This is a genomic window from Bacteroides sp. D2 (assembly GCF_025147085.1).
Taxonomy (GTDB): Bacteria; Bacteroidota; Bacteroidia; order Bacteroidales; family Bacteroidaceae; genus Bacteroides.
The window spans coordinates 5,380,340-5,403,362 of the sequence record NZ_CP102261.1 but is presented as its reverse complement, the minus strand read 5'-3'; the positions used below and the strand labels follow the sequence as shown (position 1 = coordinate 5,403,362).

General features: G+C 46.2%; 18 protein-coding genes. 11 read left to right on the top strand and 7 right to left on the bottom strand.

From position 1 onward, the window contains the following. Window positions 1-98 precede the first annotated feature (98 nt). The 5 genes from NQ505_RS20270 to NQ505_RS20250 all read right to left on the bottom strand — a co-directional run bounded on the left by NQ505_RS20270 (window position 99) and on the right by NQ505_RS20250 (window position 5,113). Window positions 99-767 carry a Crp/Fnr family transcriptional regulator gene (locus NQ505_RS20270; RefSeq protein ID WP_004325775.1) on the bottom strand — a complete coding sequence of 223 codons (669 nt, stop codon included), beginning with the start codon at window positions 765-767 and terminating at the stop codon, window positions 99-101. A 10-nt stretch (window positions 768-777) separates the two neighbouring features. Then, window positions 778-2,091 carry a sensor histidine kinase gene (locus NQ505_RS20265; RefSeq protein WP_004318090.1) on the bottom strand — a complete coding sequence of 438 codons (1,314 nt, stop codon included), beginning with the start codon at window positions 2,089-2,091 and terminating at the stop codon, window positions 778-780. Beyond that, window positions 2,088-3,428: a sigma-54-dependent transcriptional regulator gene (locus tag NQ505_RS20260; protein WP_008998441.1), complete on the bottom strand. Its 1,341-nt coding sequence runs from the start codon at window positions 3,426-3,428 to the stop codon at window positions 2,088-2,090. The genes NQ505_RS20265 and NQ505_RS20260 overlap by 4 nt, the downstream gene beginning before the upstream one ends. 97 nt (window positions 3,429-3,525) lie before the next feature. Then, the gene (locus NQ505_RS20255) at window positions 3,526-4,329 is read right to left on the bottom strand and encodes a hypothetical protein (RefSeq protein ID WP_004295735.1); all 804 of its coding nucleotides are present in this window, start codon (window positions 4,327-4,329) and stop codon (window positions 3,526-3,528) included. Beyond that, the gene (locus tag NQ505_RS20250) at window positions 4,310-5,113 is read right to left on the bottom strand and encodes a metallophosphoesterase family protein (RefSeq protein WP_032843592.1); all 804 of its coding nucleotides are present in this window, start codon (window positions 5,111-5,113) and stop codon (window positions 4,310-4,312) included. The genes NQ505_RS20255 and NQ505_RS20250 overlap by 20 nt, the downstream gene beginning before the upstream one ends. A 268-nt stretch (window positions 5,114-5,381) precedes the next feature. Between NQ505_RS20250 and NQ505_RS20245 the strand changes: the two genes are divergently transcribed. The 3 genes from NQ505_RS20245 to NQ505_RS20235 are packed head-to-tail and all read left to right on the top strand — an operon-like array spanning window position 5,382 to window position 10,726. Beyond that, complete coding sequence (locus NQ505_RS20245; protein WP_008998439.1) at window positions 5,382-7,691, top strand: ABC transporter permease; 2,310 nt, start codon at window positions 5,382-5,384, stop codon at window positions 7,689-7,691. Between the two features lie 23 nt (window positions 7,692-7,714). Then, window positions 7,715-8,389: an ABC transporter ATP-binding protein gene (locus NQ505_RS20240; protein WP_004303508.1), complete on the top strand. Its 675-nt coding sequence runs from the start codon at window positions 7,715-7,717 to the stop codon at window positions 8,387-8,389. 18 nt (window positions 8,390-8,407) lie between these two features. After that, on the top strand, window positions 8,408-10,726 hold the full coding sequence (locus tag NQ505_RS20235) for an ABC transporter permease (RefSeq protein ID WP_004295739.1): 2,319 nt from the start codon (window positions 8,408-8,410) through the stop codon (window positions 10,724-10,726). Between the two features lie 39 nt (window positions 10,727-10,765). On the opposite strand, the gene NQ505_RS20230 is transcribed toward NQ505_RS20235, so the two are convergent. Beyond that, entirely contained in the window at window positions 10,766-12,130 is a 1,365-nt protein-coding gene (locus tag NQ505_RS20230; RefSeq protein WP_004325781.1) for an MATE family efflux transporter, read from the bottom strand. Window positions 12,131-12,280: 150 nt separating this feature from the next. Here NQ505_RS20230 and NQ505_RS20225 point away from each other — a divergent pair, with 150 nt between their 5' ends. The 3 genes from NQ505_RS20225 (at window position 12,281) to NQ505_RS20215 (ending at window position 15,162) form a co-directional block, all read left to right on the top strand. Then, the gene (locus tag NQ505_RS20225; protein WP_004325784.1) at window positions 12,281-12,928 is read left to right on the top strand and encodes an HAD family hydrolase; all 648 of its coding nucleotides are present in this window, start codon (window positions 12,281-12,283) and stop codon (window positions 12,926-12,928) included. A 245-nt stretch (window positions 12,929-13,173) separates the two neighbouring features. Continuing rightward, a complete protein-coding gene (gene panB, locus NQ505_RS20220) occupies window positions 13,174-13,995 on the top strand; it encodes a 3-methyl-2-oxobutanoate hydroxymethyltransferase (RefSeq protein WP_004295743.1) in 822 nt (273 codons plus the stop codon). 9 nt (window positions 13,996-14,004) lie between these two features. Continuing rightward, window positions 14,005-15,162 carry an MFS transporter gene (locus NQ505_RS20215; protein ID WP_004308817.1) on the top strand — a complete coding sequence of 386 codons (1,158 nt, stop codon included), beginning with the start codon at window positions 14,005-14,007 and terminating at the stop codon, window positions 15,160-15,162. A gap of 14 nt (window positions 15,163-15,176) precedes the next feature. On the opposite strand, the gene NQ505_RS20210 is transcribed toward NQ505_RS20215, so the two are convergent. Then, entirely contained in the window at window positions 15,177-17,396 is a 2,220-nt protein-coding gene (locus NQ505_RS20210) for a RelA/SpoT family protein (protein ID WP_004308819.1), read from the bottom strand. A 106-nt stretch (window positions 17,397-17,502) separates the two neighbouring features. Here NQ505_RS20210 and NQ505_RS20205 point away from each other — a divergent pair, with 106 nt between their 5' ends. The 5 genes from NQ505_RS20205 (at window position 17,503) to NQ505_RS20185 (ending at window position 23,020) form a co-directional block, all read left to right on the top strand. Further along, window positions 17,503-19,020, top strand: coding sequence for a DUF4301 family protein (locus tag NQ505_RS20205; RefSeq protein WP_004295746.1), 1,518 nt, complete (start codon window positions 17,503-17,505; stop codon window positions 19,018-19,020). A 111-nt stretch (window positions 19,021-19,131) separates the two neighbouring features. After that, the gene (locus NQ505_RS20200) at window positions 19,132-19,755 is read left to right on the top strand and encodes a chloramphenicol acetyltransferase (protein WP_008998438.1); all 624 of its coding nucleotides are present in this window, start codon (window positions 19,132-19,134) and stop codon (window positions 19,753-19,755) included. A 33-nt stretch (window positions 19,756-19,788) separates the two neighbouring features. Then, window positions 19,789-21,183, top strand: a complete 1,395-nt coding sequence (locus NQ505_RS20195; RefSeq protein WP_008998437.1) for an acyloxyacyl hydrolase — start codon at window positions 19,789-19,791, stop codon at window positions 21,181-21,183. A 24-nt stretch (window positions 21,184-21,207) separates the two neighbouring features. After that, window positions 21,208-21,771, top strand: coding sequence for a Crp/Fnr family transcriptional regulator (locus NQ505_RS20190; protein ID WP_004295749.1), 564 nt, complete (start codon window positions 21,208-21,210; stop codon window positions 21,769-21,771). Window positions 21,772-21,868: 97 nt separating this feature from the next. Then, on the top strand, window positions 21,869-23,020 hold the full coding sequence (locus tag NQ505_RS20185) for an acyltransferase family protein (RefSeq protein ID WP_008998436.1): 1,152 nt from the start codon (window positions 21,869-21,871) through the stop codon (window positions 23,018-23,020). Window positions 23,021-23,023 lie beyond the last annotated feature (3 nt).

Here is a 23,023-nt window from a genome sequence, read left to right as displayed (position 1 = left end):
GAAAAGTTTCAGGTGATTCTGTAACCAATGTTACAACAATGAATATTTTTTATCTAAAACACTCATTATTCGATTCATAAATCTTTAAACTGCTCCTATTATTGAATAAGCCGTACCAGTTGTTCTTTCTGTAAAATAGTGATATGCTTGCGATCGGCTATCAATAATCCATCTTCCTGCATGTGCGCCAGTTCACGGGCGAGGGAAGGACGGGATACTCCGAAATAATCACTCAATTCCTGTTGTGAACGGTCGAGGGTGATATGCGTCTGTTGTTGCTGTTTGTATAATCGGAGCAAGTACGAAGCAAGTTTCTGACGAATCGTTTTAAACGACATAAAGAAAAGCTTATCCGATAAAGTCCGTGCATAATTGGCAGAAAGATTCATATAGTTTTCCAAAAACTGCTCGTTCTTACGGAATAAACTCAATACACTTGATTTAGGAAGTTCGATAACCTCTGTCGGTTCGTTGGCAGTCACTTCCACCGGATAGCGGTTCTCCTCACCGAACAGAAACAGAGGGGCAATCGCTCTTGGAGCAGCGATGTCTTCCACTTTGATAAGACGTCCCGAATAATCAATCATCTCTCCACGCACGCTTCCTTTGGTCAGGATGACGAGGCGATTGCACACAGCTCCTTGTTGAGCCAGGATTTCCCCTTTCTTATAAGAACGTGTATGGAAACTGATCTCTTCCAGATCGGCAAAAAGTCTTTCCGGAGTGATCCCCCGGAATAAGGGATTGTTGACGAGTGCAGGTATCATATATCAATAGTTATTTGAATTTTAAAATAAACGTTGTTTCTTTCTCTCGAAGCAAAGTGAGACTCCCGCCCGAAAGACGCATGATCTGCCGTGAAATACTAAGTCCGATTCCGCTACCATTTTCTTTGGTGGTGAAGAAAGGAATAAAGATATGCTCTGCTATTTCCGACGGGATTTCAGGACCGTTGTTTTTGATCTCGATCCATATTTCTTCCATATCATTGCAATAAGCCCGAAGCTCGATTCTACCATCCGGCTGGCTGCCGATTGCCTGGATGGCATTCTTCAGAAGATTGATAACTACCTGGGCGATGAGGTTTTCATCCGCATACAGAATTAAGTCCGCAGGAGAAATCTCCGTGTGGAAACAAATAGTGTCACACGGATTCTGATGGCGGGCAAGTTCAATCATCCTTTCTATGAATGCTTTCACATAGAACAATGACGGTTCCGGTGCAGGTATGCGTGTAAACTGCCGGTAAGATTCTACAAAAGAGAGCAAGCCTTTTCCTGTGGTGCTGATGGTCTGCAACCCGTGACTGATTTCTTCATCTTTACCCTCGGACATGGAAAGAAGAGTGTCACAAAGAGAAGTGATAGGCGTGACCGAATTCATGATTTCATGCGTCAGAACCCGTGTCAGGCGAATCCATGAATCTATTTCCTTTTCATCAAGTTCGGTATTGATATCATTCAGAGCCAGAATACGCAGATGCTCTTTGCGCACATTGATTTCCGATACACGTATGGATAGATTAACGGTTCCCCGTTCGTTGTGAAATATCACTTGCAGTTTGTCTCCGGGACGGCAGTTCTCTATTTTCTCCATGAGCGTAGTGTCTACTTTACTCAACTGATGGATATGCGTGAATATATTCAGCCCCAAAAGACGGAGTGCCTCCTTGTTCTTCTGATAAACAGCCCCATTGTCATTGAGTACCAGCAATCCTGTACTGACAAAATCCAGAATCAGCTCGTAATATTTCTCTTGTTGTGCGGTTTCCGCTTTTACATTATATAAGATATGTCCCACCCGGTTGAGTGCCCGGTTGATCTTTTGGCTTTCGGGAGTACCGTTTTCTTCGGGAAAATGAAAAGTGTTATCATTATTTTCAAGCGCGTTAATCATGAAAAGCACCTGCTTGGTGTGAAGCTGGTACAGGCGGATTTGCCAGATGATACTAAGTACCAGCAGACAAAGACTGATGCCCAACCAACCGTATGATTGATGAATACCGAACCAGACAGTCGATATACAGAAAAGTACAGTCAGCAAAACTCTGAACCAGTACCGAATCCCCAGTTGTTGGATCTGTGAGCTCATAATCCGAATTTTTTCATCTTGTTATAGAGCGTCTGCCGGGTTATTCCCAGTTGAGCGGCCACTGCCGATAGATTTCCCGCACAGGCATCGAGCGCTTTCCGTATCATCTGCACTTCCATTTCTTCCAGGGTGGAGATACTCTGTTCCTGAATGGCTATCCGTGGTACGGATAATTGGAATAATTCAGCAGGAATCAGCGGACTGTCATTGATGATAACCGCCTTTTCGATGACGTGCTCCAATTCGCGGATATTACCATACCAGGGATGCGCAGTCAATTTATCCTTTGCTTCGGGAGTGAACTTCATCAACGACTTGTCATATTGCTTGCAGAAGTGAACCATAAATCGTTCGGCCAATGGGATAATATCCTCTTTCCGTTCGCGCAGGGGAGGAATTTCCACATGAATGGTATTGATGCGGTAGAGCAAGTCTTCCCGGAATTCGCCTTTCGCTACCATCTCCTGCAGGTTCCGGTTCGTGGCACATATCAGTCGGATATCAATAGGAATTGGCGTGTTACTTCCCACTTTCACAATGCTTCGCCGTTGGATGGCGGTTAGTAGCTTTGCTTGCAGATGGTAGGGCAAGTTTCCTATTTCGTCGAGAAACAGCGTACTCTTTTCGGCAGCCTCGAACTTACCTGTCCGGTCGGTGTGTGCATCAGTGAACGACCCTTTTATATGTCCGAAAAGCTCACTCTCGAATAAAGATTCGGTGATGGTTCCCATATCCACAGCAATCATTTCTTTATATTTGCGGTTGGAAAGCGCATGGATTTCCCGTGCCAGCATCTCTTTTCCCGTTCCGTTTTCACCCGTTATCAAGAGGTTGGCATCGGTGACGGCAACCTTTTTAATCAAAGCCCGTAGTTGTTGCATAACCTTGCTTTCTCCCCAGTACATAGGCGAGTGAACAGGCTTTTCTTTACTTGCCGTTTTCCTATCGTTGTGCGTAGAGGTTGCTGCAGTTTGCAGCGTTTCCACCAGTTTCTGGTTGTCCCAGGGTTTGACGATAAAGTCCGTTGCTCCTTCTTTAATACCCCGGATAGCCAGTTCAATATCGGCATAAGCCGTAAAAAGTACGACCGGAAGATCCGGACGTACTTTTTTTATTTCATGTAACCAGAATAATCCCTCATTGCCGGTATTGATGCCCGATGTGAAATTCATGTCCAGCAATACCACTTCCGGCATTTCCTCCCGCAGGACGCTCGTCAGGGTGACAGGCGAGGAGAGTGCAACGACCTTTGAAAAATAACTTTTTAAAAGGATTTGTATGGCAGTCAGCACCCCTTTATTGTCGTCTACAATGATGATTGTTCCAGATTTACTCATTTTCGTTCAAGTTTGTAAAGCGCAAACTTACGAAAAAAGGATGTGATAATTCAAGAATCGTAATTCAAAATTGATTTTATCCCCCTTGTATCTCCAATCATAACCACTGGAACTTCAATCCGAATGATAAACTAAGGTAGTCACGTGGACGGAGATAACTATTGTTTACCGCACTAATCACATAAAGGTCACACGTACTTATTTCATAGAAAAAGGTTACAGACTTGGCCATAAATCTACGTTGCGGGTCAATGTCATAGGTCAGGCGTTGTCCCATAAAGACATGGAAACGCACTTTGCTTGAGAAACCATAATACCCTTTCGGATAACGTTCCGGTTCGTTCACCCAGAACTGATTTCCAAATACGGTATTCACATAAAGACCACAGGCAAGAGGCTCTGTCGAGAATCCTTTTCCAATATTAATGCTCCAGGGCATATAGTTCTGCTTGAGCGTCATGGTCACTTTTGCTTTCTTCGAAGAATATTTCGGAATGAATCCGAGCAATACATCCGTTTCCCACTGATTACGTTTTCCATAATCCCATCCTGTACCGAAAGAGAGCAATCCCATATTTCCGGCATATTGTATTTTGGAATGAGTCGGGATAATCCGTTCCCAGTTTCTGCGGAAACGGTGAACCCGATTATCGTAGCGGGTATGTTTGGTGTGCTTCGGTGTGGCAGGCAACACGGAGTCCGCTTTGATAATGGTGAATGAAGACTCCCCGTTACGAAAGGTGATAATTGAATCATCCTTGATGATAAAACGGAGCGAATCATCCTTGTAGTTGTTGATGATTGTATCCCTCTTGCAGGTAGCAGACATCAGACCGGGAAGCAGGAGAAGCACGGACAGTACTCCCGCGCGTAAGATATAATTAGTATTTAACCAGCTCATATTCGTATTTTTCCGGAGTTATTGTAAATACCAGATAAGTACGGTAATCCATACAATCACTGGTAACATAATGTATTCCATCATCAAAAATCATATCGTCCTGATGGTGATGGGTATGGGCGGCCGTGCAGAACTGTATTCCTGCATACTGTTTGACATAGTGTTGGAATACTTTTGCCACATTATCATTGAACACATCCGTATAGGGACGCGCGTGCATACAAATGACCGTTTTTTCAAACTCATCCCGCCTGTTCGTTATCTCATTTTCCATAAAGGTAAAGTCCGGTACAGGTTCGGAGTAATCATACTCCAAAGCGTTGGTATTCAGGCAGACAAACTTCACATCTCCTGCGATGAAAGAGAAGTTTGTGGGGCCGAATACAGCCTTGTAGGTTTCCGCTCCCGTTCCCAGACAGTCATGATTTCCGATCAGAGCCACATAAGGCACATGAAGTCCGTTCATGATATCCCTTTGCCAAAGAAATTCCTTAGTCAGTCCGAAGTCACTCATATCCCCTCCGTGGATAACGAAGTCAATATCATTTCGTTGATTGATTGCTTTTACAAAATCTTCCGTTTCGTCATACCATCGTTGTGAGTCGCCCATTGTCACGAACCGTATCGTAGTTTTACCCTGGCAATTTGCTTCTATTCTTTCCATATTGTGGGCGTTGACCTCTGTTTCTCCGCTGATGCGGACGTCATACGGATGATAGTCTATCATACCGCATCCCGAAAGGAACAGGCACGAAAACAGTGCATATAAATTCTTCCTCTTCATCATTACTTTAATAGTTTAGAAAACTAGATGCAAAGATAAAGTTTTCTATCGGGATGGACAATCTCCCCATGGATAATAGAGACTGTTGGAACAATTTAAAGGAGAAATGGAATAGTCTCCCGGTTGTCTAAAAATTAGACGGTACTGTCTAATTTTTAGACAATATTCAGAAAGGTTGAAATGATAAACACTTGATAATGAATTGTTATTCTTTTTTGGCATGCTTTCTGCATTCTTGAAAATAGAAAAAACAGAAATAAAATATAATATGAAACAAATCTATTATGTGATCCGTACTTTATTGCGGGGGCATGGTTCCAACGTTATCAAAATCCTCTCTTTGGCGTTGGGGCTGACGATGAGCATCCTGTTGTTTGCCCGCGTGGCTTTCGAACAGAGCTTTGACAAATGCTTCAAAGATTATGATAACCTGTATCAGATCTTCTCCGTCTTTTCCGCCAATGGCCAAACCTTTGAGCCGCAGGAAATGAACTGCGGACCGGTGGCGGGTGCCATACAGGAGAACTTTCCTAAAGAAGTGGAAGCAGCCACCAGCTATTGTGTCTGGATGAGTGCCCCTCTTTATTATGGAAGTGTCCGTTTTGAAGCTAACAAAGTGACAGCCGATTCACTATTCTTTCAAACTATGGGTATCGATGTTTTGAGCGGTGTTCCGGAAAAGGAACTGATGCAGAAAGATGTTGTCTTTCTTAGTGACCGGTTGGCGCGTAAGATGTTCGACCAAGAAAACCCGATAGGCAAAGTAATCTCCTATAATAAAGAAATAGAACTGACAGTGAAAGGCACGTACGCCGACATACCCGAAAATGCTACCGTCAGACCGGATGCAGTGATTTCTCTGCCTACCGTATGGAGCCGTGGATGGGGAAACTACTCCTGGAGGGGAGGCGATAGCTGGATCGCATTTATCCGTTTTCGTCCCGGAGCAGACAAATCCGTGGTGAATGCACGGTTGAATGACCTGATAAAGAAATATCGTCCTGCGGAAGACCAGAAAGTGGTAGGTTATACCGCTTTTGTAAAGCCGATCCGTGATGTATACAGGGAAGAACCGGACGTGAAGCGGATGCGGAACATCATGTCTATCTTGGGAATAATCATCCTTTTTATCGCTACCTTGAACTACGTACTGATCTCCATCTCTTCACTCTCATACCGTGCCAAAGCCATCGGCGTACATAAGTGTAGCGGTGCAGGCAGCGGCAAAATCCTGGGAATGTTCCTATTGGAAACAGCTATCATTATTCTCTTCGCCTTGCTATTGATGGGATTAATCTTACTGAACTTCCGCGACTTTATAGAAGACACAACCGCCGTTGAACTCGGAGCCCTGTTTTCTTTAGACCGTCTTTGGGTACCCCTGCTGACGGTAGCTATCCTGTTCCTCATAGGAGGAGCACTGCCCGGACGCATCTTTGCCAGAATCCCCGTTTCACAAGTCTTCCGCCGCTACACAGAAGGAAAAAAAGGATGGAAACGCCCGCTATTATTCGTGCAGTTTGCCGGCGTAGCTTTCATCTGCGGATTGATGTATGTGGTGATGCTGCAATACTACTATGTCTTGAACAAAGACCTGGGATACAATCCGAAGCGCGTTGTCGTAGCCAATACTGGTTTCGGCAATAAAGAAAACCAGGACTATGCCCTGACTTTCTTCCGTGACCTGCCTTATGTAGAGTCCGTGTCCAGTGCCGATTCCCATCCCGTCTATAGTTATAGTGGAACGATGATTCAGGATGAAAGTGGACAATCACTTTTCTCCTCCCGTTTTTGCGAAATGATGGAAGACTATCCAAAGATGATGGGTATGGTGATGAAGGAGGGGCGTATGCCACGGAATGAAAATGAAGTAGCCATCAATGAAACATACGGCGAATGGATGCACTGGGGAACAGAGCTATTGAACCGTACTGTCTATAATTCAGGCTACGTATGTAAAGTAGTGGGAGTGATTAAAGACTTCCGGATCGGTAATTTCACCAACCCGCAAGCACCCTTCATCCTGATGAGTACCAAGAATTTCGGAAACTGTGTTCATGTCCGGCTGAAAGAACCTTTTGCAGAGAATCTTCAGAAACTGAATAAAGTGTCGGCAGACGCTTTCCCCGATAAAACGGTCGATTTCCGATCGATGGAGCAGATGATAAAAGAGAGTTATAACTCCATCCGCGTTTTCAGCAATGCCACCATACTGGCGGCGGTTACCATGTTCTTTGTGATGATGATGGGATTGATAGGCTACACAAACGATGAAGTCCGCCGCCGTTCCAAAGAGATTGCCATACGTAAAGTCAATGGTGCCGAAGCCTCCGGCATTCTGGAAATGCTGGTGAAAGATGTGCTCTATGTAGCCGTTGTAGCCGTTGTGATCGGTGTAGCGGCATCATGGTACGTTAATGATATGTGGATGGATATGTTTGCCGAGCACGTGCCTGTCAGTTGGGCGGCGTATGTACTGATAGCGATTGTAAATCTTCTCGTTATCGTAGCCTGCGTACTTTGGAAATCGTGGCGGATTGCCAATGAAAATCCGGTGAATAGCCTTAAAAGTGAATAATTAAAAACATAAATAAAAAGAGTATGATTGAAATAAACAACATCAGTAAAGTATTCCGTACTTCCGAAGTAGAGACAGTTGCCTTGAATCACGTAAACCTTGAAGTAAAAGAGGGAGAGTTTGTAGCCATTATGGGCCCCTCCGGTTGTGGTAAATCCACTTTGTTGAATATTCTGGGGTTGCTCGATAACCCCACCGAAGGTTCCTACCGCTTGATGGGTGAAGAAGTGGGCGGATTGAAAGAGAAAGAACGTACCCATGTGCGTAAGGGCAAACTCGGATTCGTATTCCAGAGCTTTAACCTGATCGACGAACTGAATGTTTACGAGAATGTAGAACTTCCTCTGACCTACCTGGGCTTTAAAGCATCCGAACGCCGCCGCATGGTAGAAGACATTCTGAAACGGATGAACATCAGCCATCGTGCCAAACACTTTCCGCAACAACTTTCCGGTGGTCAGCAACAACGTGTCGCCATTGCCCGTGCCGTAGTGACCAACCCGAAACTGATTCTCGCCGATGAGCCGACCGGTAACCTCGACTCAAAGAATGGGGCAGAAGTGATGAACCTGTTGACCGAACTGAATAAAGAAGGAACAACCATTATCATGGTGACACACTCACAACACGATGCATCCTTTGCCCATCGTACAGTTCATTTGTTCGACGGCAGCGTGGTAGCCAGTGTGATAGCATAAACCAGATCAGAAGCAAGTATGAGACAAATCTATTATAGCATACGTACATTACTGCATGAGCGTACTTTGAATATCGTAAGAGTGCTCTCCCTTTCTTTAGGACTAACAGTTGGCATCTTGCTTTTCTCGCAAATAGCTTTTGAGATGAGCTATGAGAAATGTTACCCGGAAGCGGAGAATCTGATAATGGCGAGAATAGCGGCACAGAATATGACGACCGGCGAAGTGCAGGGTGATGACGGAATGAATTATGACTATACCGTCTGTGATCCGGTAGCTTTTACCTTGGCGCAGGATATGCCTGAAGAAATAGAATCAGCCACCTGTGTACTTCCTTCCCAGTTTTATCATATTTATAAGGAAGACAAACTGCTGTCAAAAGCAAATTACATGATGGTCGACACCTGTTTCTTTGAAACGATGGGTATACCCGTACTAAAAGGGAACGCGAAAGATCTCATCATCTCGAATAGCATATTTGTATCAGAACATTTTGCCCGTGAAACATTCGGTAGCGCAGACCCTATTGGGAAAACCCTTTCGGCCGACAAGCAGTTGGAGCTCACAATTCGCGGCGTCTATAAAGACATACCCGAAAATTCGATGCTCTCCCGTGACTTTGTGATTACCATCCACCGCGATGGTCGCTATGCGAGTGGTAACGGTTGGAATGGGAATGATATCTTTTATGCCTTTGCACGCTTGCGTCATGCGTCGGATATAGACAAGGTGAACAGCAAAATTCAACAAGTAATGGCAAAATACAGCCCCTTGCAATGGGATGACTGGAAGTTGGAATACAGCGTTGTTCCTCTTTCGAAACGCCATCTGGATTCTGCCGATACCCAGAAACGTTTGATGATATTCGGCTTCCTCGGCTTTTCAGTGTTTTTTGTAGCCATCATGAATTATATGTTGATTTCAATAGCCACTATCAGTCGTCGTGCAAAAAGCGTAGGAGTGCATAAATGCAGTGGAGCCAGTTCCGGAAACATCTTTGGCATGTTTCTGGCAGAAACCGGAGTATTGGTTCTACTATCCGTCCTGTTTAGCTTCCTGTTGATAATCAACATGGGCGAATTGATCGAAGACCTGTTGGGAACCAGCCTTGCCTCACTGTTTGCCTGGGACATCATTTGGATACCCTTGCTCACTGTAGTAGTCCTTTTCCTCCTGGCAGGAGGCATACCGGGAAAACTGTTCTCACGTATTCCCGTCACGCAGGTATTCCGGCACTATACGGATGGAAAAAGAGGATGGAAACGTTCATTACTATTTGTCCAGTTCACGGGTACCTCCTTTGTACTCGGATTATTGCTGGTTACCCTGTTACAATATTCTCACCTGATGAATGGAGATATGGGAATCAAGATTCCGGGACTGGTAGAAGCCGAAACCTGGATGTCCGGCGAAACAGTAGAACATGTAAAAGACGAGTTGCTCCGCCAACCGATGGTGGACGGGGTATCGGCATCCACACACAGCGTACTGGGAGAATATTGGACACGTGGATTGATTGGTAACGACGGCAAACGCATTGCCACCCTTAATTTCAATATGTGCGACTATGATTATCCGAATGTGATGGGAATCAGAATAACAGAAGGCACTACCATCAAGAAAAAAGGCGATCTATTGGTAAATAAAGAACTCGTTCGTTTGATGAAATGGACCGATGGTGCCGTAGGAAAATCAGTGAGTGGGGTAGAAGGTACCATCGTGGGAGTGTTTGATGATATTCGTAATAGAAGTTTCTATTCCAGTCAGTCTCCTATCGTATTGATTGCCGATAAAGAATCGGCCAATCACACCATCAATGTTCGTCTAAAAGAACCCTATGACGAGAACCTGAAACGCTTGAACGAATGTGTGGCAAAAACATTCCCGAATGTAGCCCTGAACTTCAATTCAGTAGACAGCATGATTCGCGAAGGCTATAAGAGCGTATACCGTTTCCGTAACGCAGTCTGGATTTCGTCCTGCTTCATCCTGCTTATTGTCATCACGGGATTGATTGGCTATGTGAATGGAGAAACTCAACGCCGCAGCAAGGAAATAGCCATACGCAAAGTGAATGGGGCAGAGGCCTCCGGCATCCTGAAACTATTGATATACGACATTCTGAATATCTCCGTAATCTCTGTGCTGATAGGTACTGCCGCTTCCTATTTTACAGGCCAAATATGGTTGGAACAGTTTAGCGAACGAATTGATATGGATCTGTTACTTTTTATAGGAATAGCCCTGCTGGTACTATTGGTTATCGTGGCTTGCGTGGTAGTGAAAGCCTGGCACGTTGCCAATGAAAACCCCGTAAAGAGCATCAAAGCAGAATAAAGAATAAAAACCAACAGGCGGAGTAAAGCAGTTAATGCTTTATTCCGCTACCGTTTCCGGATGTTGTTTAGACACTTTCTTAATGTAAATCATCAGACTGACAACCGCCGTAATAAACGCCAATGCATCCGATACCGGCATACTAATCCAGATACCTTCCAATCCCCACCAGTTGGGAAAGAGCAGCAAGCAAGGCAAAAGATAAAGCAACTGTCGCGTCAGCGAAAGGAAAATACTTATTTTAGCCTTCCCGATACTTTGGAAGAAGTTACCAATCACAATCTGCGCCCCTACAAACGGGAACATCAATACAGCCAGCCGGATACCGTCTACGGCCAAATCAATCAATTCATCGCTATCCGTGAAAAGAGCCGATACGGCATGAGGGAAGAACTCGCAGATAATAAACCCGCTACTGGTAATCACGACCCCGGAGATAATCCCCAGTCGCAATGTCTGTTTCACACGGTCTATCTTCTGTGCTCCGAAGTTATACCCCACAATAGGCTGCATACCCATCGTCAGACCTAACACAATCATCACATAAAGCGTCAGCAAACGGTTAATAATCCCATAAGCACCAATCGCCATATCGCCCCCGTAATTTTGCAGACTGTTATTGATGATAATCACAATGGCACACGCACACACATTCATCAGGAAAGGAGACATACCGATGGCGAAGATACTCTCCACAATCCTCCGTTTCATCTTCCAGATATTCCCCTCAAAATGCACCGTACTGTCTTTCTTGACAAAGTGGCTCACCACCCACACCATACCGATCAACTGCGAAATCACCGTTGCCGTAGCAGCCCCCCTCATTCCCCATTCAAAGTGGAAAATAAAGATAGGAGCGAGGATAATGTTCGCCACCACCGTCACCATCGAAGTCAACATCGCCTTTTTCGGGTATCCGGTAGCACGCATCACGTTGTTCAACCCAATCATCGTATAAGTGATAGGAGTACCCAATAAGATCACCTGCATAAAGCTCCGTGCATAAGGAAGCGTCTCGTTACTGGCCCCGAAGAAAACCAATATATCATCCAGGAAGATGAAAGACAAAATACCAAAGAAGAACGAATTAGTGATACAGAGCATCAACGTGTGTGACAAGATTTCCGTAGCCCCCTTCATGTCCTTTTGCCCCAGACGGATAGACGCCAGCGTAGAACCGCCCGCCGATACCAATGTACAGAAAGCCACCACCAGATTCATCAGCGGAAAGCTGATGGCTAGTCCGGCAATCGCCATTGGGCCTACACCATGTCCGATGAAGATACTATCAATAATATTATAGATAGAAGTAATCGTCATTCCGATAATTGCAGGAATGGAATATTGTAACAGCAATTTGCCGATACTTTCTTTGCCTAAGATATGTGGGTCGTTCTTGCTCATGCGCTAGTAGATTTTGTTGGATAAAAACGTATGTTACGTTTTTTTTAGCTTTGCAAAGGTACGAATTATTTGCCTGATTCGATGATTATTCGGAACTTTGCAACGACGGATACACAAGGTTTAACGTTTAGGTAAAAAGAAAGTTTATATATGAATACAACGAAAACGATTGCGGCACTCTTCGATTTTGATGGTGTCATTATGGATACAGAAACGCAGTACACAGTCTTCTGGGACGAGCAGGGACGGAAATATCTGAATGAAGAAGATTTCGGCCGCCGGATTAAGGGACAGACATTATTGCAAATCTATGAAAAGTATTTCTCGGACCAACCCGAAGCCCAGCTTGAAATAAGCGCCGAACTCTACGTTTACGAGCAAAAGATGTCCTACGAATACATCCCCGGAGTAGAAGCCTTTATAGCCGATCTTCGCCGTAACGGTGCAAAGATAGCCGTAGTCACCAGCTCCAACGAAGAGAAGATGGCTAACGTCTACAATGCCCACCCCGAATTTAAAGGAATGGTAGACCGCATCCTGACCGGAGAGATGTTTGCCCGTTCCAAACCGGCTCCCGACTGCTTCCTGCTCGGGATGGAAATCTTTGAAGCCACCCCCGAAAACACCTACGTCTTTGAAGATTCTTTCCACGGCCTGCAAGCCGGAATGACTTCCGGGGCAACAGTGATCGGACTTGCCACCACCAATACACGTGAAGCCATCACTGGCAAAGCACATTATATAATAGACGACTTCACCGGCATGACCTACGACAAGCTCCTGACCCTGCATCGTTAAGAGAAAGAATAAATCCGAAACGCATTATTGCACTTGATAAATCGCTTCCTTATATTGTTAAGGAGCTTTTATTATACCTCACAGAATCCTTCCAACCGCCTCCCCAGCTATCCAAGCGAGGTGTTTGAAAGGATTTTTTGCATTTCCTTCTCTGTTATGAATTAAATGTTATAACTTTGCCGCGATTTTTGAAGGCGCTTGACGTCGTTTTAATTTTTAATCATTAATTTTTAATTTAAAAAGACATGGCTGGTTATATATCAGATGACTCAAGAAAGGTGACTACTCATCGCCTGGTTGAAATGAAACAGAGAGGTGAAAAAATATCTATGCTGACTGCTTATGATTACACAATGGCACAGATTGTAGACGGTGCGGGAATGGACGTAATCCTGGTAGGCGACTCCGCTTCCAATGTAATGGCAGGTAATGTGACAACACTTCCTATCACACTCGACCAAATGATCTATCATGCCAAATCCGTGGTACGCGGCGTGAAACGTGCGATGGTAGTGGTTGATATGCCTTTCGGATCCTATCAGGGCAACGAGATGGAAGGACTTGCTTCAGCCATCCGTATCATGAAAGAAAGCCACGCTGACGCTTTGAAGCTCGAAGGTGGTGAAGAAATCATAGACACGGTGAGACGCATCGTATGCGCTGGCATTCCGGTAATGGGACATCTGGGACTCATGCCTCAATCCATCAATAAATACGGCACCTATACCGTGCGTGCCAAAGACGACGCCGAAGCCGAAAAACTGATTCGCGACGCCCATCTATTAGAAGAAGCAGGCTGTTTTGCCATTGTACTCGAAAAGATTCCCGCAACCCTTGCCGAACGCGTAGCATCCGAACTGACCATACCTATTATCGGTATCGGTGCCGGTGGCCACGTAGACGGTCAAGTATTGGTGATTCAGGACATGCTTGGCATGAACAACGGATTCCGTCCGCGTTTCTTGCGTCGTTATGCTGACTTGTACACGGTGATGACCGATGCCATCAGCCGTTACGTTTCTGACGTGAAGAATTGCTACTTCCCCAACGAGAAGGAACAATATTAAATATAGTATATGGCAGTTAAATTGTGGACAGTTCATTTTATGCGGATATGTGTAGCTAATTTGCTGTTGTTTATATCCTTGTATGTGTTATTTCCGGTGCTTTCCGTAGAGATGGCCGACCGTCTCGGAGTGCCGGCTGCACAGACAGGAGTAATCTTTCTCTTTTTCACCTTGGGGATGTTCCTCATCGGTCCTTTCCATGCCTATCTGGTAGATGCATACAAGCGTAAGTACGTCTGTATGTTTGCTGCTGCCCTGATGGTAGTGGCGACCATCGGATACGCCTTTGTTACCAACCTCACAGAACTGATTCTGTTGGGCACCGTGCAAGGGCTTGCCTTTGGCATAGGCACAACAGCCGGCATCACATTGGCCATCGACATCACCAACTCCACACTGCGCAGTGCGGGAAACGTCAGTTTCTCCTGGATGGCACGTATGGGAATGATCGCAGGCATTATCCTCGGAGTATGGCTTTATCAAAGCCAATCCTTCCAAACCCTGCTCACTGTATCTGTCATAACCGGAGCTGTCGGAATCCTCATGTTATCAGGAGTCTACGTACCTTTCCGTGCGCCGATTGTCACCAAACTCTATTCCTTCGACCGCTTCCTATTGCTTCGTGGATGGGTTCCTGCCATCAATCTGATCCTGATAACCTTCATTCCGGGACTGCTGGTTCCCATGGTACACCCTTTCCTAAACGATTTCGTACTCGGAAACACAGGAATCCCCGTACCGTTCTTTGTAGGAACAGCCCTCGGATACATCGTTTCCCTGTTCTTTGCACGTCTGTTTTTCCTGAAAGAGAAAACACTGCGACTGGTCATTATAGGACTCGGATTGGAAATCGTAGCCATGTCCCTACTGAATACAGACATCTCCATAGGCATTTCCTCCGTACTCTTAGGACTGGGCTTAGGCTTTATCCTGCCGGAATTTCTGGTGATGTTCGTAAAGCTATCCCACCATTGCCAACGCGGAACAGCCAACACCACCCATCTGCTGGCAACCGAAATCGGCATTTCCCTGGGAATCGCTACCGCCTGCTACATGGAATTGGATACAGATAAGATGCTACATACCGGACAGATAGTAGCATCCATTGCTTTACTCTTCTTTGCATTGATTACCTATCCTTATTATATAAAGAAGAAAGTAAGATAGGAGAGTAGCCGGAATTAATTCCGGCTAACTTGTTTTACTCCCTTTATAGTACGTAATTTCTTGATAAGAGCCTCCAAACGTCCCGTATCACCCACCATGACCGTCAGTGTTCCGGAGAACAAACCGTCGTTCGAGTCAATACCGATGGAGCGCAGCGTGATACCATTCTCTTTGGATATAATAGAAGTGATATTAGTCACGATGCCAATATCATCATGCCCTACAACCCGCAGCGTGATAGGATATTGCGTACCTACCGATTTCCCCGCCCAACGAGCCTTCACAATACGATAACCGAAACGTTCGCGCATCTGATTGGCATTCGGACAGTCCGCCCGGTGTATCTTGATACCACCGCTTACCGTAACGAAACCAAACACATCATCCCCGTAAATCGGATTACAACATTTAGCCAACTTGAATTCCAACCCTTTCAGATTCTGATCGATTACCAGAACATCTTCCTTAGACGTCGTTTCCTCTTGTTGCGCAGCCTGCAAGTTATACCCTTCGGCACTGCGATACACAATTTCATCGTGCGTATCACTGTCCCGCTTCTGTTGCTCCACATACTTATCCAGAATCTCGTTAACGTCCAGTCCACCGTCGGCAATCCGCTGATAAAACTCCGTCACATTCTTGAAGCCCAAACGCTTGATGAGGCGCATCATGGTCGCTTCATCATATTCCAACTTACGATTCTTGAATTTCCGTTCCAGCGTCTCCTTGGCAAAAGCGTGCTGGCGTGCCACCATCTCTTTGAGAGCCTGTCTTATCTTGGTGCGCGCTTTGGAAGTCGTCACGATGTTCAGCCAGTCCTGCTTCGGCGTCTGGGTGTTTGAAGTCATGATCTCCACTTGGTCGCCGCTGTTCAGTTTCTGTTTGAGCTGCACATTCTTGCCGTTCACTTTCGCGCCGATACACTTGCATCCCAACTTACTATGGATATGGAAAGCAAAATCCAATACCGTAGCCCCTTTGGCGAGCTTGAACAAATCCCCCTTGGGCGTGAAGACAAACACTTCATCCTCGTAGAGATCCATCTTAAACTGATCCATCACTTTCAGTGAATCGTTGTCTGCATTCTCCAACGCCTCCCGCACAGAAGTCAACCACTCGTCCAGACCCGTTTCACCCTTGATACCTTTATATCTCCAGTGAGCAGCCAATCCGCGTTCCGCGATCTCGTCCATGCGGCGGGTACGTATCTGCACTTCCACCCATTTCCCTTCCGGGCCCATCACAGTGATGTGCAACGACTCGTAACCATTGCTTTTCGGGATAGAGAGCCAGTCGCGCAGACGCTTCGGGTTCGGCTGGTACATATCCGTAACAATCGAATAAACCTGCCAGCATTCCTGCTTCTCCTTAGCCGGGTCCGGCTCCGAATCGAGGATGATACGGATGGCGAACAAGTCATAAATCCCCTCAAAAGACGTTTTCTGCTTCTGAATCTTGTTCCATATCGAATGAATCGACTTGGTACGCCCCTTGATGTCGAACTTCAATCCTGCTTCCGACACCTTCCTCTGGATCGGTTCGATAAAAGCAGCGATATACTTGTCGCGGGACGCCTTCGTCTCGTTCAGCTTATCCTTGATAAAATAGTACGTTTCCTTCTGCGTATATTTGAGAGACAAATCTTCCAGTTCCGATTTCAGCTTGTACAATCCCAGCTTATGTGCCAGCGGAGCATACAGGTAAGCAGCCTCGTTCGCCACTTTGAGCCGGTCCTCCTCGTTGCCCGTGTCCTTGATTTGGCGCATCACATTCACACGATCCGCAATCATAATCAGGATTACACGCATATCCTCCGCAAAAGAAAGCAGCAGATTACGGAAGTTTTCCGACTCGATAGCCGGACTCTTCGCATACAGCTCGTTCGTTTTCACCAATCCCTTGATGATACTTGCTACGTCATCCCCATATTCGGCGTTCACCTCGTCGATAGACAATACATGCCCCTTCACGATTTCGTGCAACATGATACCGATCAGGCACGAACCTTTCATACCGATTTCCTCGGCAACGATCACTGCCGTTTGTAAATCTCTGATGACGGGATTCATCCCGAAGTTATTGCGTTGCAGACCGTTACACTGGGCCGCTTTGATAAGATGTCTCTTTAACTTTAGGCAATCCTTCCAGGAAATGCTATCTCCTGCAGATTGCAACAAATGCCGGTAGAGTGAAAAAAGCTCCTTTTTTTCCTCTGATGTAAAAAAGTCGTCCATATTCAATCTTGTTAATTCGATGTAAAATTAGTTTTTTTCCCGGTTATTCGGCAAGAAGTAAATAACATTTTGTATTTTTGGGCATCAATTAATAAAATTAGATATTATGATAACGACACAGGACAAAGAGTTGCTTGCCAAGAAAGGCATCACGGAAGAGCAAATTGTAGAACAATTAGCATGCTTCCAGACGGGTTTCCCCTTTTTGAAGCTGGATGCGGCAGCCTCCATCGAAAAGGGAATATTAGCTCCCGATGCAGAAGAACAGAAGGCTTATTTGGCCGCCTGGGATGCATATACCAACACAGATAAGACTGTTGTGAAGTTCGTGCCCGCCTCCGGTGCAGCGAGTCGTATGTTCAAGAACCTGTTCGAGTTCCTGTCTGCCGACTATGACCGACCGACTACCAAGTTCGAACAGACATTCTTCGACGGAATCAAGAATTTTGCTTTCTATGATGACCTGAATGTAGCCTGCCAGCGTATCGACGGAAAAGATATTCCCGGACTGATCGAAGACGGCAACTATAAAGCAGTGGTATCCGCCCTGCTCGAAACAGCCGGACTGAATTACGGCGCACTACCGAAAGGTCTGCTCAAATTCCATAAGTATCCCGAAGGTTCACGCACGCCGATGGAAGAACATCTCGCCGAAGGAGCCTTGTATGCTGCCGGAAAGAGCGGTAAAGTAAACGTGCACTTCACGGTATCTACCGAACACCGTGAACTCTTCAAGAAGCTGGTAGCCGAAAAGGTAGACGAATTTTCCAAACGCTATGGAGTAGACTATTACATCACCTTCTCCGAACAAAAGCCGAGTACCGACACGATTGCCGCCGACATGGACAACCAACCTTTCCGTGACAACGGCAAACTGCTGTTCCGTCCCGGTGGCCACGGCGCACTGATCGAGAACCTGAACGACCTCGATGCAGACATTATCTTCATCAAGAACATCGACAACGTAGTGCCCGACAGACTGAAAGCCGACACCGTTACTTATAAGAAACTGATTGCCGGAGTGCTCGTGACTTTGCAAGAACAAGTATTCGAATACCTTACCCTGCTCGACAGCGGTAAATACACCCACGACCAGATGATGGAAATGCTTCAATTCCTGCAAAAGAAACTCTTCTGCAAGAATCCGGAGACGAAAGACCTCGAAGATTCCGTACTCGCCATCTACCTGAAAAACAAGTTCAACCGCCCGATGCGCGTCTGCGGAATGGTGAAGAACGTAGGCGAACCCGGTGGCGGCCCGTTCCTTGCTTACAACAGCGACGGAACCATCTCCCTGCAAATCCTCGAAAGCTCACAGATCGACATGGACGATCCGGAGAAGAAAGAAATGTTCGAGAAAGGTACACACTTCAATCCGGTAGACCTCGTATGCGCCGTGCGCGACTATAAAGGACATAAGTTCGACCTGGTGAAGTACGTAGATAAAGCAACAGGCTTCATCTCCTACAAATCGAAGAACGGCAAAGACCTGAAAGCTCTCGAACTTCCCGGCTTGTGGAACGGAGCGATGAGCGACTGGAATACCGTCTTTGTAGAAGTGCCACTTTCCACTTTCAACCCGGTAAAAACAGTGAACGACCTGTTGCGTGAGCAACATCAGTAAAGAGACTGAATTTAGAAACGCAGATTAACGCAGATTACCGCAAAGGAAATAGGTTAAATTTGCGATAATTTGCGTTAATCTGCGTTTCTCAAATAAAAAAGAGTGTTTAGAATGAATCAGATAGAGAAGATCATCGATATTGCTACTTGGAACAGAAGAGAACATTACGAACATTTCAGTGCTTTTGACGATCCGTTTTTCGGAGTGACCGTTCAGGTAGACTGTACGCGCGCGTATCAGGAAGCCAAAGCCAAAGGCATATCCTTTTCCCTGTTAGTCCTCCACCGGATAACGACTGCCGCTGCTGCGGTAGAAGAATTCCGTTACCGCATCGAGGGCGATAAGGTGGTGTGCTATGACAGCCTTCTGCCCGAAGCCACCGTAGGCCGTGACGACCATACCTTTTCTTTTGCCGCCTTTGAATACGATCCGGACGAACTCGTCTTTATCCGTCGGGCAAAAGCAGAAATGGAACGTTTGCAAGCCACTACGGGACTCAACAAAGGAGGCACTTTCCATCCCAATGCCATACATTATTCGGCAGTGCCGTGGCTCTCATTCACCGACATGAAGCACCCCACCAATATGCGTTCGGGCGACAGTGTTCCCAAAATCTCCACCGGAAAGTACTTCCGCGACGGAGAAAGACTGATGATGCCCGTTTCCGTAACCTGCCATCATGGGTTGATGGACGGCTATCATGTGGCACAGTTCATTGAGAAGCTCCATTTGTAACTTCCGTTCTGAAAAGACAAACCAGACTATTATATGAGAGTAAAGATACCCAGATGGGAAATCGCCGTAATCTGTTCCGCTTTGCTTTTCCCCGGCACTTCGCTTTGTGCGCAAGAGGTAGGGCAGGAAGAGAAAGAGGTGAAGGAAATGCGGCAAGACGTGGAACAGCTTCAGCAGGACGTCCGCCAACTTCGTGAAGAAGTGCGGAGATTGCAGGAAGAAATTCATGGCTTCCGGCACAACAGCTTCCCGCAATGCGGAGCCGACACCGTAGCTCCCTACGTTCCCCACCATTTCATTCACCGGTTGGGGATAGAGGCGCGGCCGCAATACGTGTTCCCCACCAATCCTTTCCTGCAAGGCGAGAACGAACGGTGGAAACCCATCCAGAGTTCATTTGCCGCTCATCTGAAATACTCTTTCAAGTTTCGTCCCAACACCTGTGCCGACCGCATCTATGGCGGAGCTTATCAAGGTTTCGGCTTAGCCTTCACCACCTTTGGCGACAAAAAGCAGCTGGGTGATCCGATGACGTTCTACGTCTTTCAAGGTGCACGCATTGCCCGCTTCCATCCCCGCCTTTCGCTCAATTACGAGTGGAATTTCGGTATTTCTGCCGGATGGAAACCTTATGACAACGATTACAACTCTTACAACGGAGCCGTAGGCTCACGGGTGAATGCCTATCTCAATGCGGGTATCTACCTTAACTGGTCGCTTTCCCGTTATTTCGACTTTATCATCGGTGGAGACTTTACGCATTTCTCCAACGGCAACACCAAGTTTCCCAATGCAGGTGTCAACACCACCGGAGCGAAGATCGGACTGGTGTACAACTTCAACCGGGAAGAAGCCGACCTCACTAAATCATTGGTGCATCCCTATGTTCCCCGTTTTCCGCGGCACGTCAGCTATGACCTGGTGTTGTTCGGCTCGTGGCGCCGCAAAGGCGTCTATGTAGGCGAGAAGCAGATTGCATCACCGGGCAGCTATCCCGTAGCGGGATTCAACTTTGCTCCGATGTACAATCTCAACTATAAGCTGCGTTTCGGAGTTTCGCTGGACGGTGTTTATGACGGTAGTGCTAATGTGTACACCGAAGATGCGCTGGTGGAGTACGATGCAGGCAGTGGTTCCTCCCGTCGTAAATTTCTCGTGCCGGGCATTCAGAATCAGCTTGCGTTCGGACTTTCCGGACGGGCAGAATACGTGATGCCGTTTTTTACCATCGGTGTCGGCTTAGGAACGAATGTGCTGGGGCGTGGCGATTTGCGCGGACTGTATCAGGTCTTTGCGTTGAAGATCAATGTCACCCGGAGTTCATTCCTTCACATCGGCTACAATCTTCAGGATTTCCAGACCCCTAATTATCTGATGCTCGGTCTTGGTTTCCGTTTTAATAATAAATATCCTAAAGTACGTCATTAACCCCCAATACGCCATTACCCCCAAATGGAAAATATCATTCGTAAAATCAGGCAAATCTATCCGGTTTCCGACGAAGCACTTCAAGCGCTTCAGGCGAATATGGAATTAAGGTATTATCCCAAAGATACCCGTATCGTTCAGGCAGGCGTCACAGACCGCCTGGTATATTTCATTGAAGAGGGCATCGCCCGTTCCGTATTCCACCACAACGGAGAGGACACCACTACGTGGTTCAGTCAGGAGGGCGACGTCACGTTCGGCATGGATTCGCTCTACTATCAGCAACCATCGGTAGAAAGCGTTGAAACGCTTTCCGATTGCAAAATCTACGTCATCCACATCGACAAGCTGAATGCCCTCTACGAAACATATATCGACATAGCCAACTGGGGAAGAATCCTGCATCAGAATGTGAATAAGGAGCTTAGCCACATGTTTGTGGAGCGCCTCCAACTTTCGCCCAAAGAGCGCTACGAACAGTTCAACCGTCGCTATCCCGGACTGATAAACCGAGTGAAGCTGAAATATGTGGCTGCCTTTCTGGGCATTTCCATCTATACCCTTAGTCGGGTACGTGCTAAAAAATAGCGATTAGCAGGGCTTTTTTGCTTTAGAGCAAAGAAACTTCGTAGCGCAAACCGTATCTTTGCCTTCTGAAAATACTAACTTACTAATAGAAAAACAAATGTCGAACATTTCTGCTTCAGCTTTTTCAGACACCAAGGCGCATTATGATCTTCTTGACGGACTTCGCGGTGTGGCGGCTCTTATGGTGATATGGTATCACGTATTCGAGGGCTTCGCTTTTGCCAGTAATAGCGCTATTGAAACTCTGAATCACGGATATTTAGCCGTGGATTTCTTTTTTATCCTTTCGGGTTTTGTGATCGGTTATGCTTACGACGACCGTTGGGGTAAAAGTCTCACCATGAAAGATTTCTTTAAACGCCGATTGATACGTCTTCATCCGATGGTCATTATGGGTGCCGTTCTCGGTGCTATCACGTTCTGTATTCAGGGCAGTGTGCAATGGGACGGGACGCACGTAGCTATCTCCATGATAATGTTGTCTCTGCTTTGTACGATCTTCTTCATTCCTGCCATGCCGGGTGTTGGGTACGAAGTTCGTGGCAACGGTGAGATGTTTCCGTTGAATGGTCCTTGCTGGTCATTGTTTTTTGAGTATATCGGCAATATCCTGTATGCGTTGTTCATTCGCCGCTTGTCCAACAAGGCACTGACGGTGTTTGTGGTGTTGCTGGGCGCAGCATTGGCGGCGTTTGCTGTTTTTAATGTCTCCACTTATGGAAACATAGGAGTGGGCTGGACGCTGGATGGGGTTAACTTTTTGGGCGGTTCCTTGCGTATGCTTTTCCCTTTTTCGTTGGGTATGCTTATGTCGCGCAATTTCAAGCCTATGAAGGTGAAAGGTGCATTTTGGATATGTACCATTGCGCTGATTGGCCTGTTCTCTGTTCCTTATCTGGAAGGGTTGGAGCCGCTTTGCATGAATGGTGTTTATGAAGCGTTTTGCGTGATTGTGGCTTTCCCTATCATTCTGTGGATAGGAGCGTCGGGCACCACCACGGACAAGCAATCGACAAAGATATGTAAGTTTTTGGGAGATATATCTTATCCGGTTTATGTGATACATTATCCGTTGATGTATCTGTTCTATGCATGGCTGATTGAGAATCAACTCTACACGTTAGGTGAAACCTGGCACGTAGCTTTGTGTGTCTTTATTTTGAGTATTATTCTTGCTTATCTGTGTTTGAAGCTGTATGATGAACCAATACGTAAATATTTGGCTAAACGTTTCTTGAGTAAGAAATGACGT

Excerpts from the sequence above, each read along its gene's own strand:
- NQ505_RS20245 (WP_008998439.1), top strand. The coding sequence starts at position 5,382 with ATGAAACAAATCTATTATGTGATCCGTACTTTATTGCGGGGGCATGGT.
- NQ505_RS20230 (WP_004325781.1), bottom strand. The coding sequence starts at position 12,130 with ATGAGCAAGAACGACCCACATATCTTAGGCAAAGAAAGTATCGGCAAA.
- NQ505_RS20265 (WP_004318090.1), bottom strand. The coding sequence starts at position 2,091 with ATGAGCTCACAGATCCAACAACTGGGGATTCGGTACTGGTTCAGAGTT.
- NQ505_RS20215 (WP_004308817.1), top strand. The coding sequence starts at position 14,005 with ATGGCAGTTAAATTGTGGACAGTTCATTTTATGCGGATATGTGTAGCT.
- NQ505_RS20240 (WP_004303508.1), top strand. The coding sequence starts at position 7,715 with ATGATTGAAATAAACAACATCAGTAAAGTATTCCGTACTTCCGAAGTA.
- NQ505_RS20185 (WP_008998436.1), top strand. The coding sequence starts at position 21,869 with ATGTCGAACATTTCTGCTTCAGCTTTTTCAGACACCAAGGCGCATTAT.
- NQ505_RS20205 (WP_004295746.1), top strand. The coding sequence starts at position 17,503 with ATGATAACGACACAGGACAAAGAGTTGCTTGCCAAGAAAGGCATCACG.
- NQ505_RS20255 (WP_004295735.1), bottom strand. The coding sequence starts at position 4,329 with ATGAGCTGGTTAAATACTAATTATATCTTACGCGCGGGAGTACTGTCC.
- NQ505_RS20250 (WP_032843592.1), bottom strand. The coding sequence starts at position 5,113 with ATGAAGAGGAAGAATTTATATGCACTGTTTTCGTGCCTGTTCCTTTCG.
- panB (WP_004295743.1), top strand. The coding sequence starts at position 13,174 with ATGGCTGGTTATATATCAGATGACTCAAGAAAGGTGACTACTCATCGC.
- NQ505_RS20210 (WP_004308819.1), bottom strand. The coding sequence starts at position 17,396 with ATGGACGACTTTTTTACATCAGAGGAAAAAAAGGAGCTTTTTTCACTC.
- NQ505_RS20260 (WP_008998441.1), bottom strand. The coding sequence starts at position 3,428 with ATGAGTAAATCTGGAACAATCATCATTGTAGACGACAATAAAGGGGTG.
- NQ505_RS20190 (WP_004295749.1), top strand. The coding sequence starts at position 21,208 with ATGGAAAATATCATTCGTAAAATCAGGCAAATCTATCCGGTTTCCGAC.
- NQ505_RS20195 (WP_008998437.1), top strand. The coding sequence starts at position 19,789 with ATGAGAGTAAAGATACCCAGATGGGAAATCGCCGTAATCTGTTCCGCT.
- NQ505_RS20225 (WP_004325784.1), top strand. The coding sequence starts at position 12,281 with ATGAATACAACGAAAACGATTGCGGCACTCTTCGATTTTGATGGTGTC.
- NQ505_RS20235 (WP_004295739.1), top strand. The coding sequence starts at position 8,408 with ATGAGACAAATCTATTATAGCATACGTACATTACTGCATGAGCGTACT.
- NQ505_RS20270 (WP_004325775.1), bottom strand. The coding sequence starts at position 767 with ATGATACCTGCACTCGTCAACAATCCCTTATTCCGGGGGATCACTCCG.
- NQ505_RS20200 (WP_008998438.1), top strand. The coding sequence starts at position 19,132 with ATGAATCAGATAGAGAAGATCATCGATATTGCTACTTGGAACAGAAGA.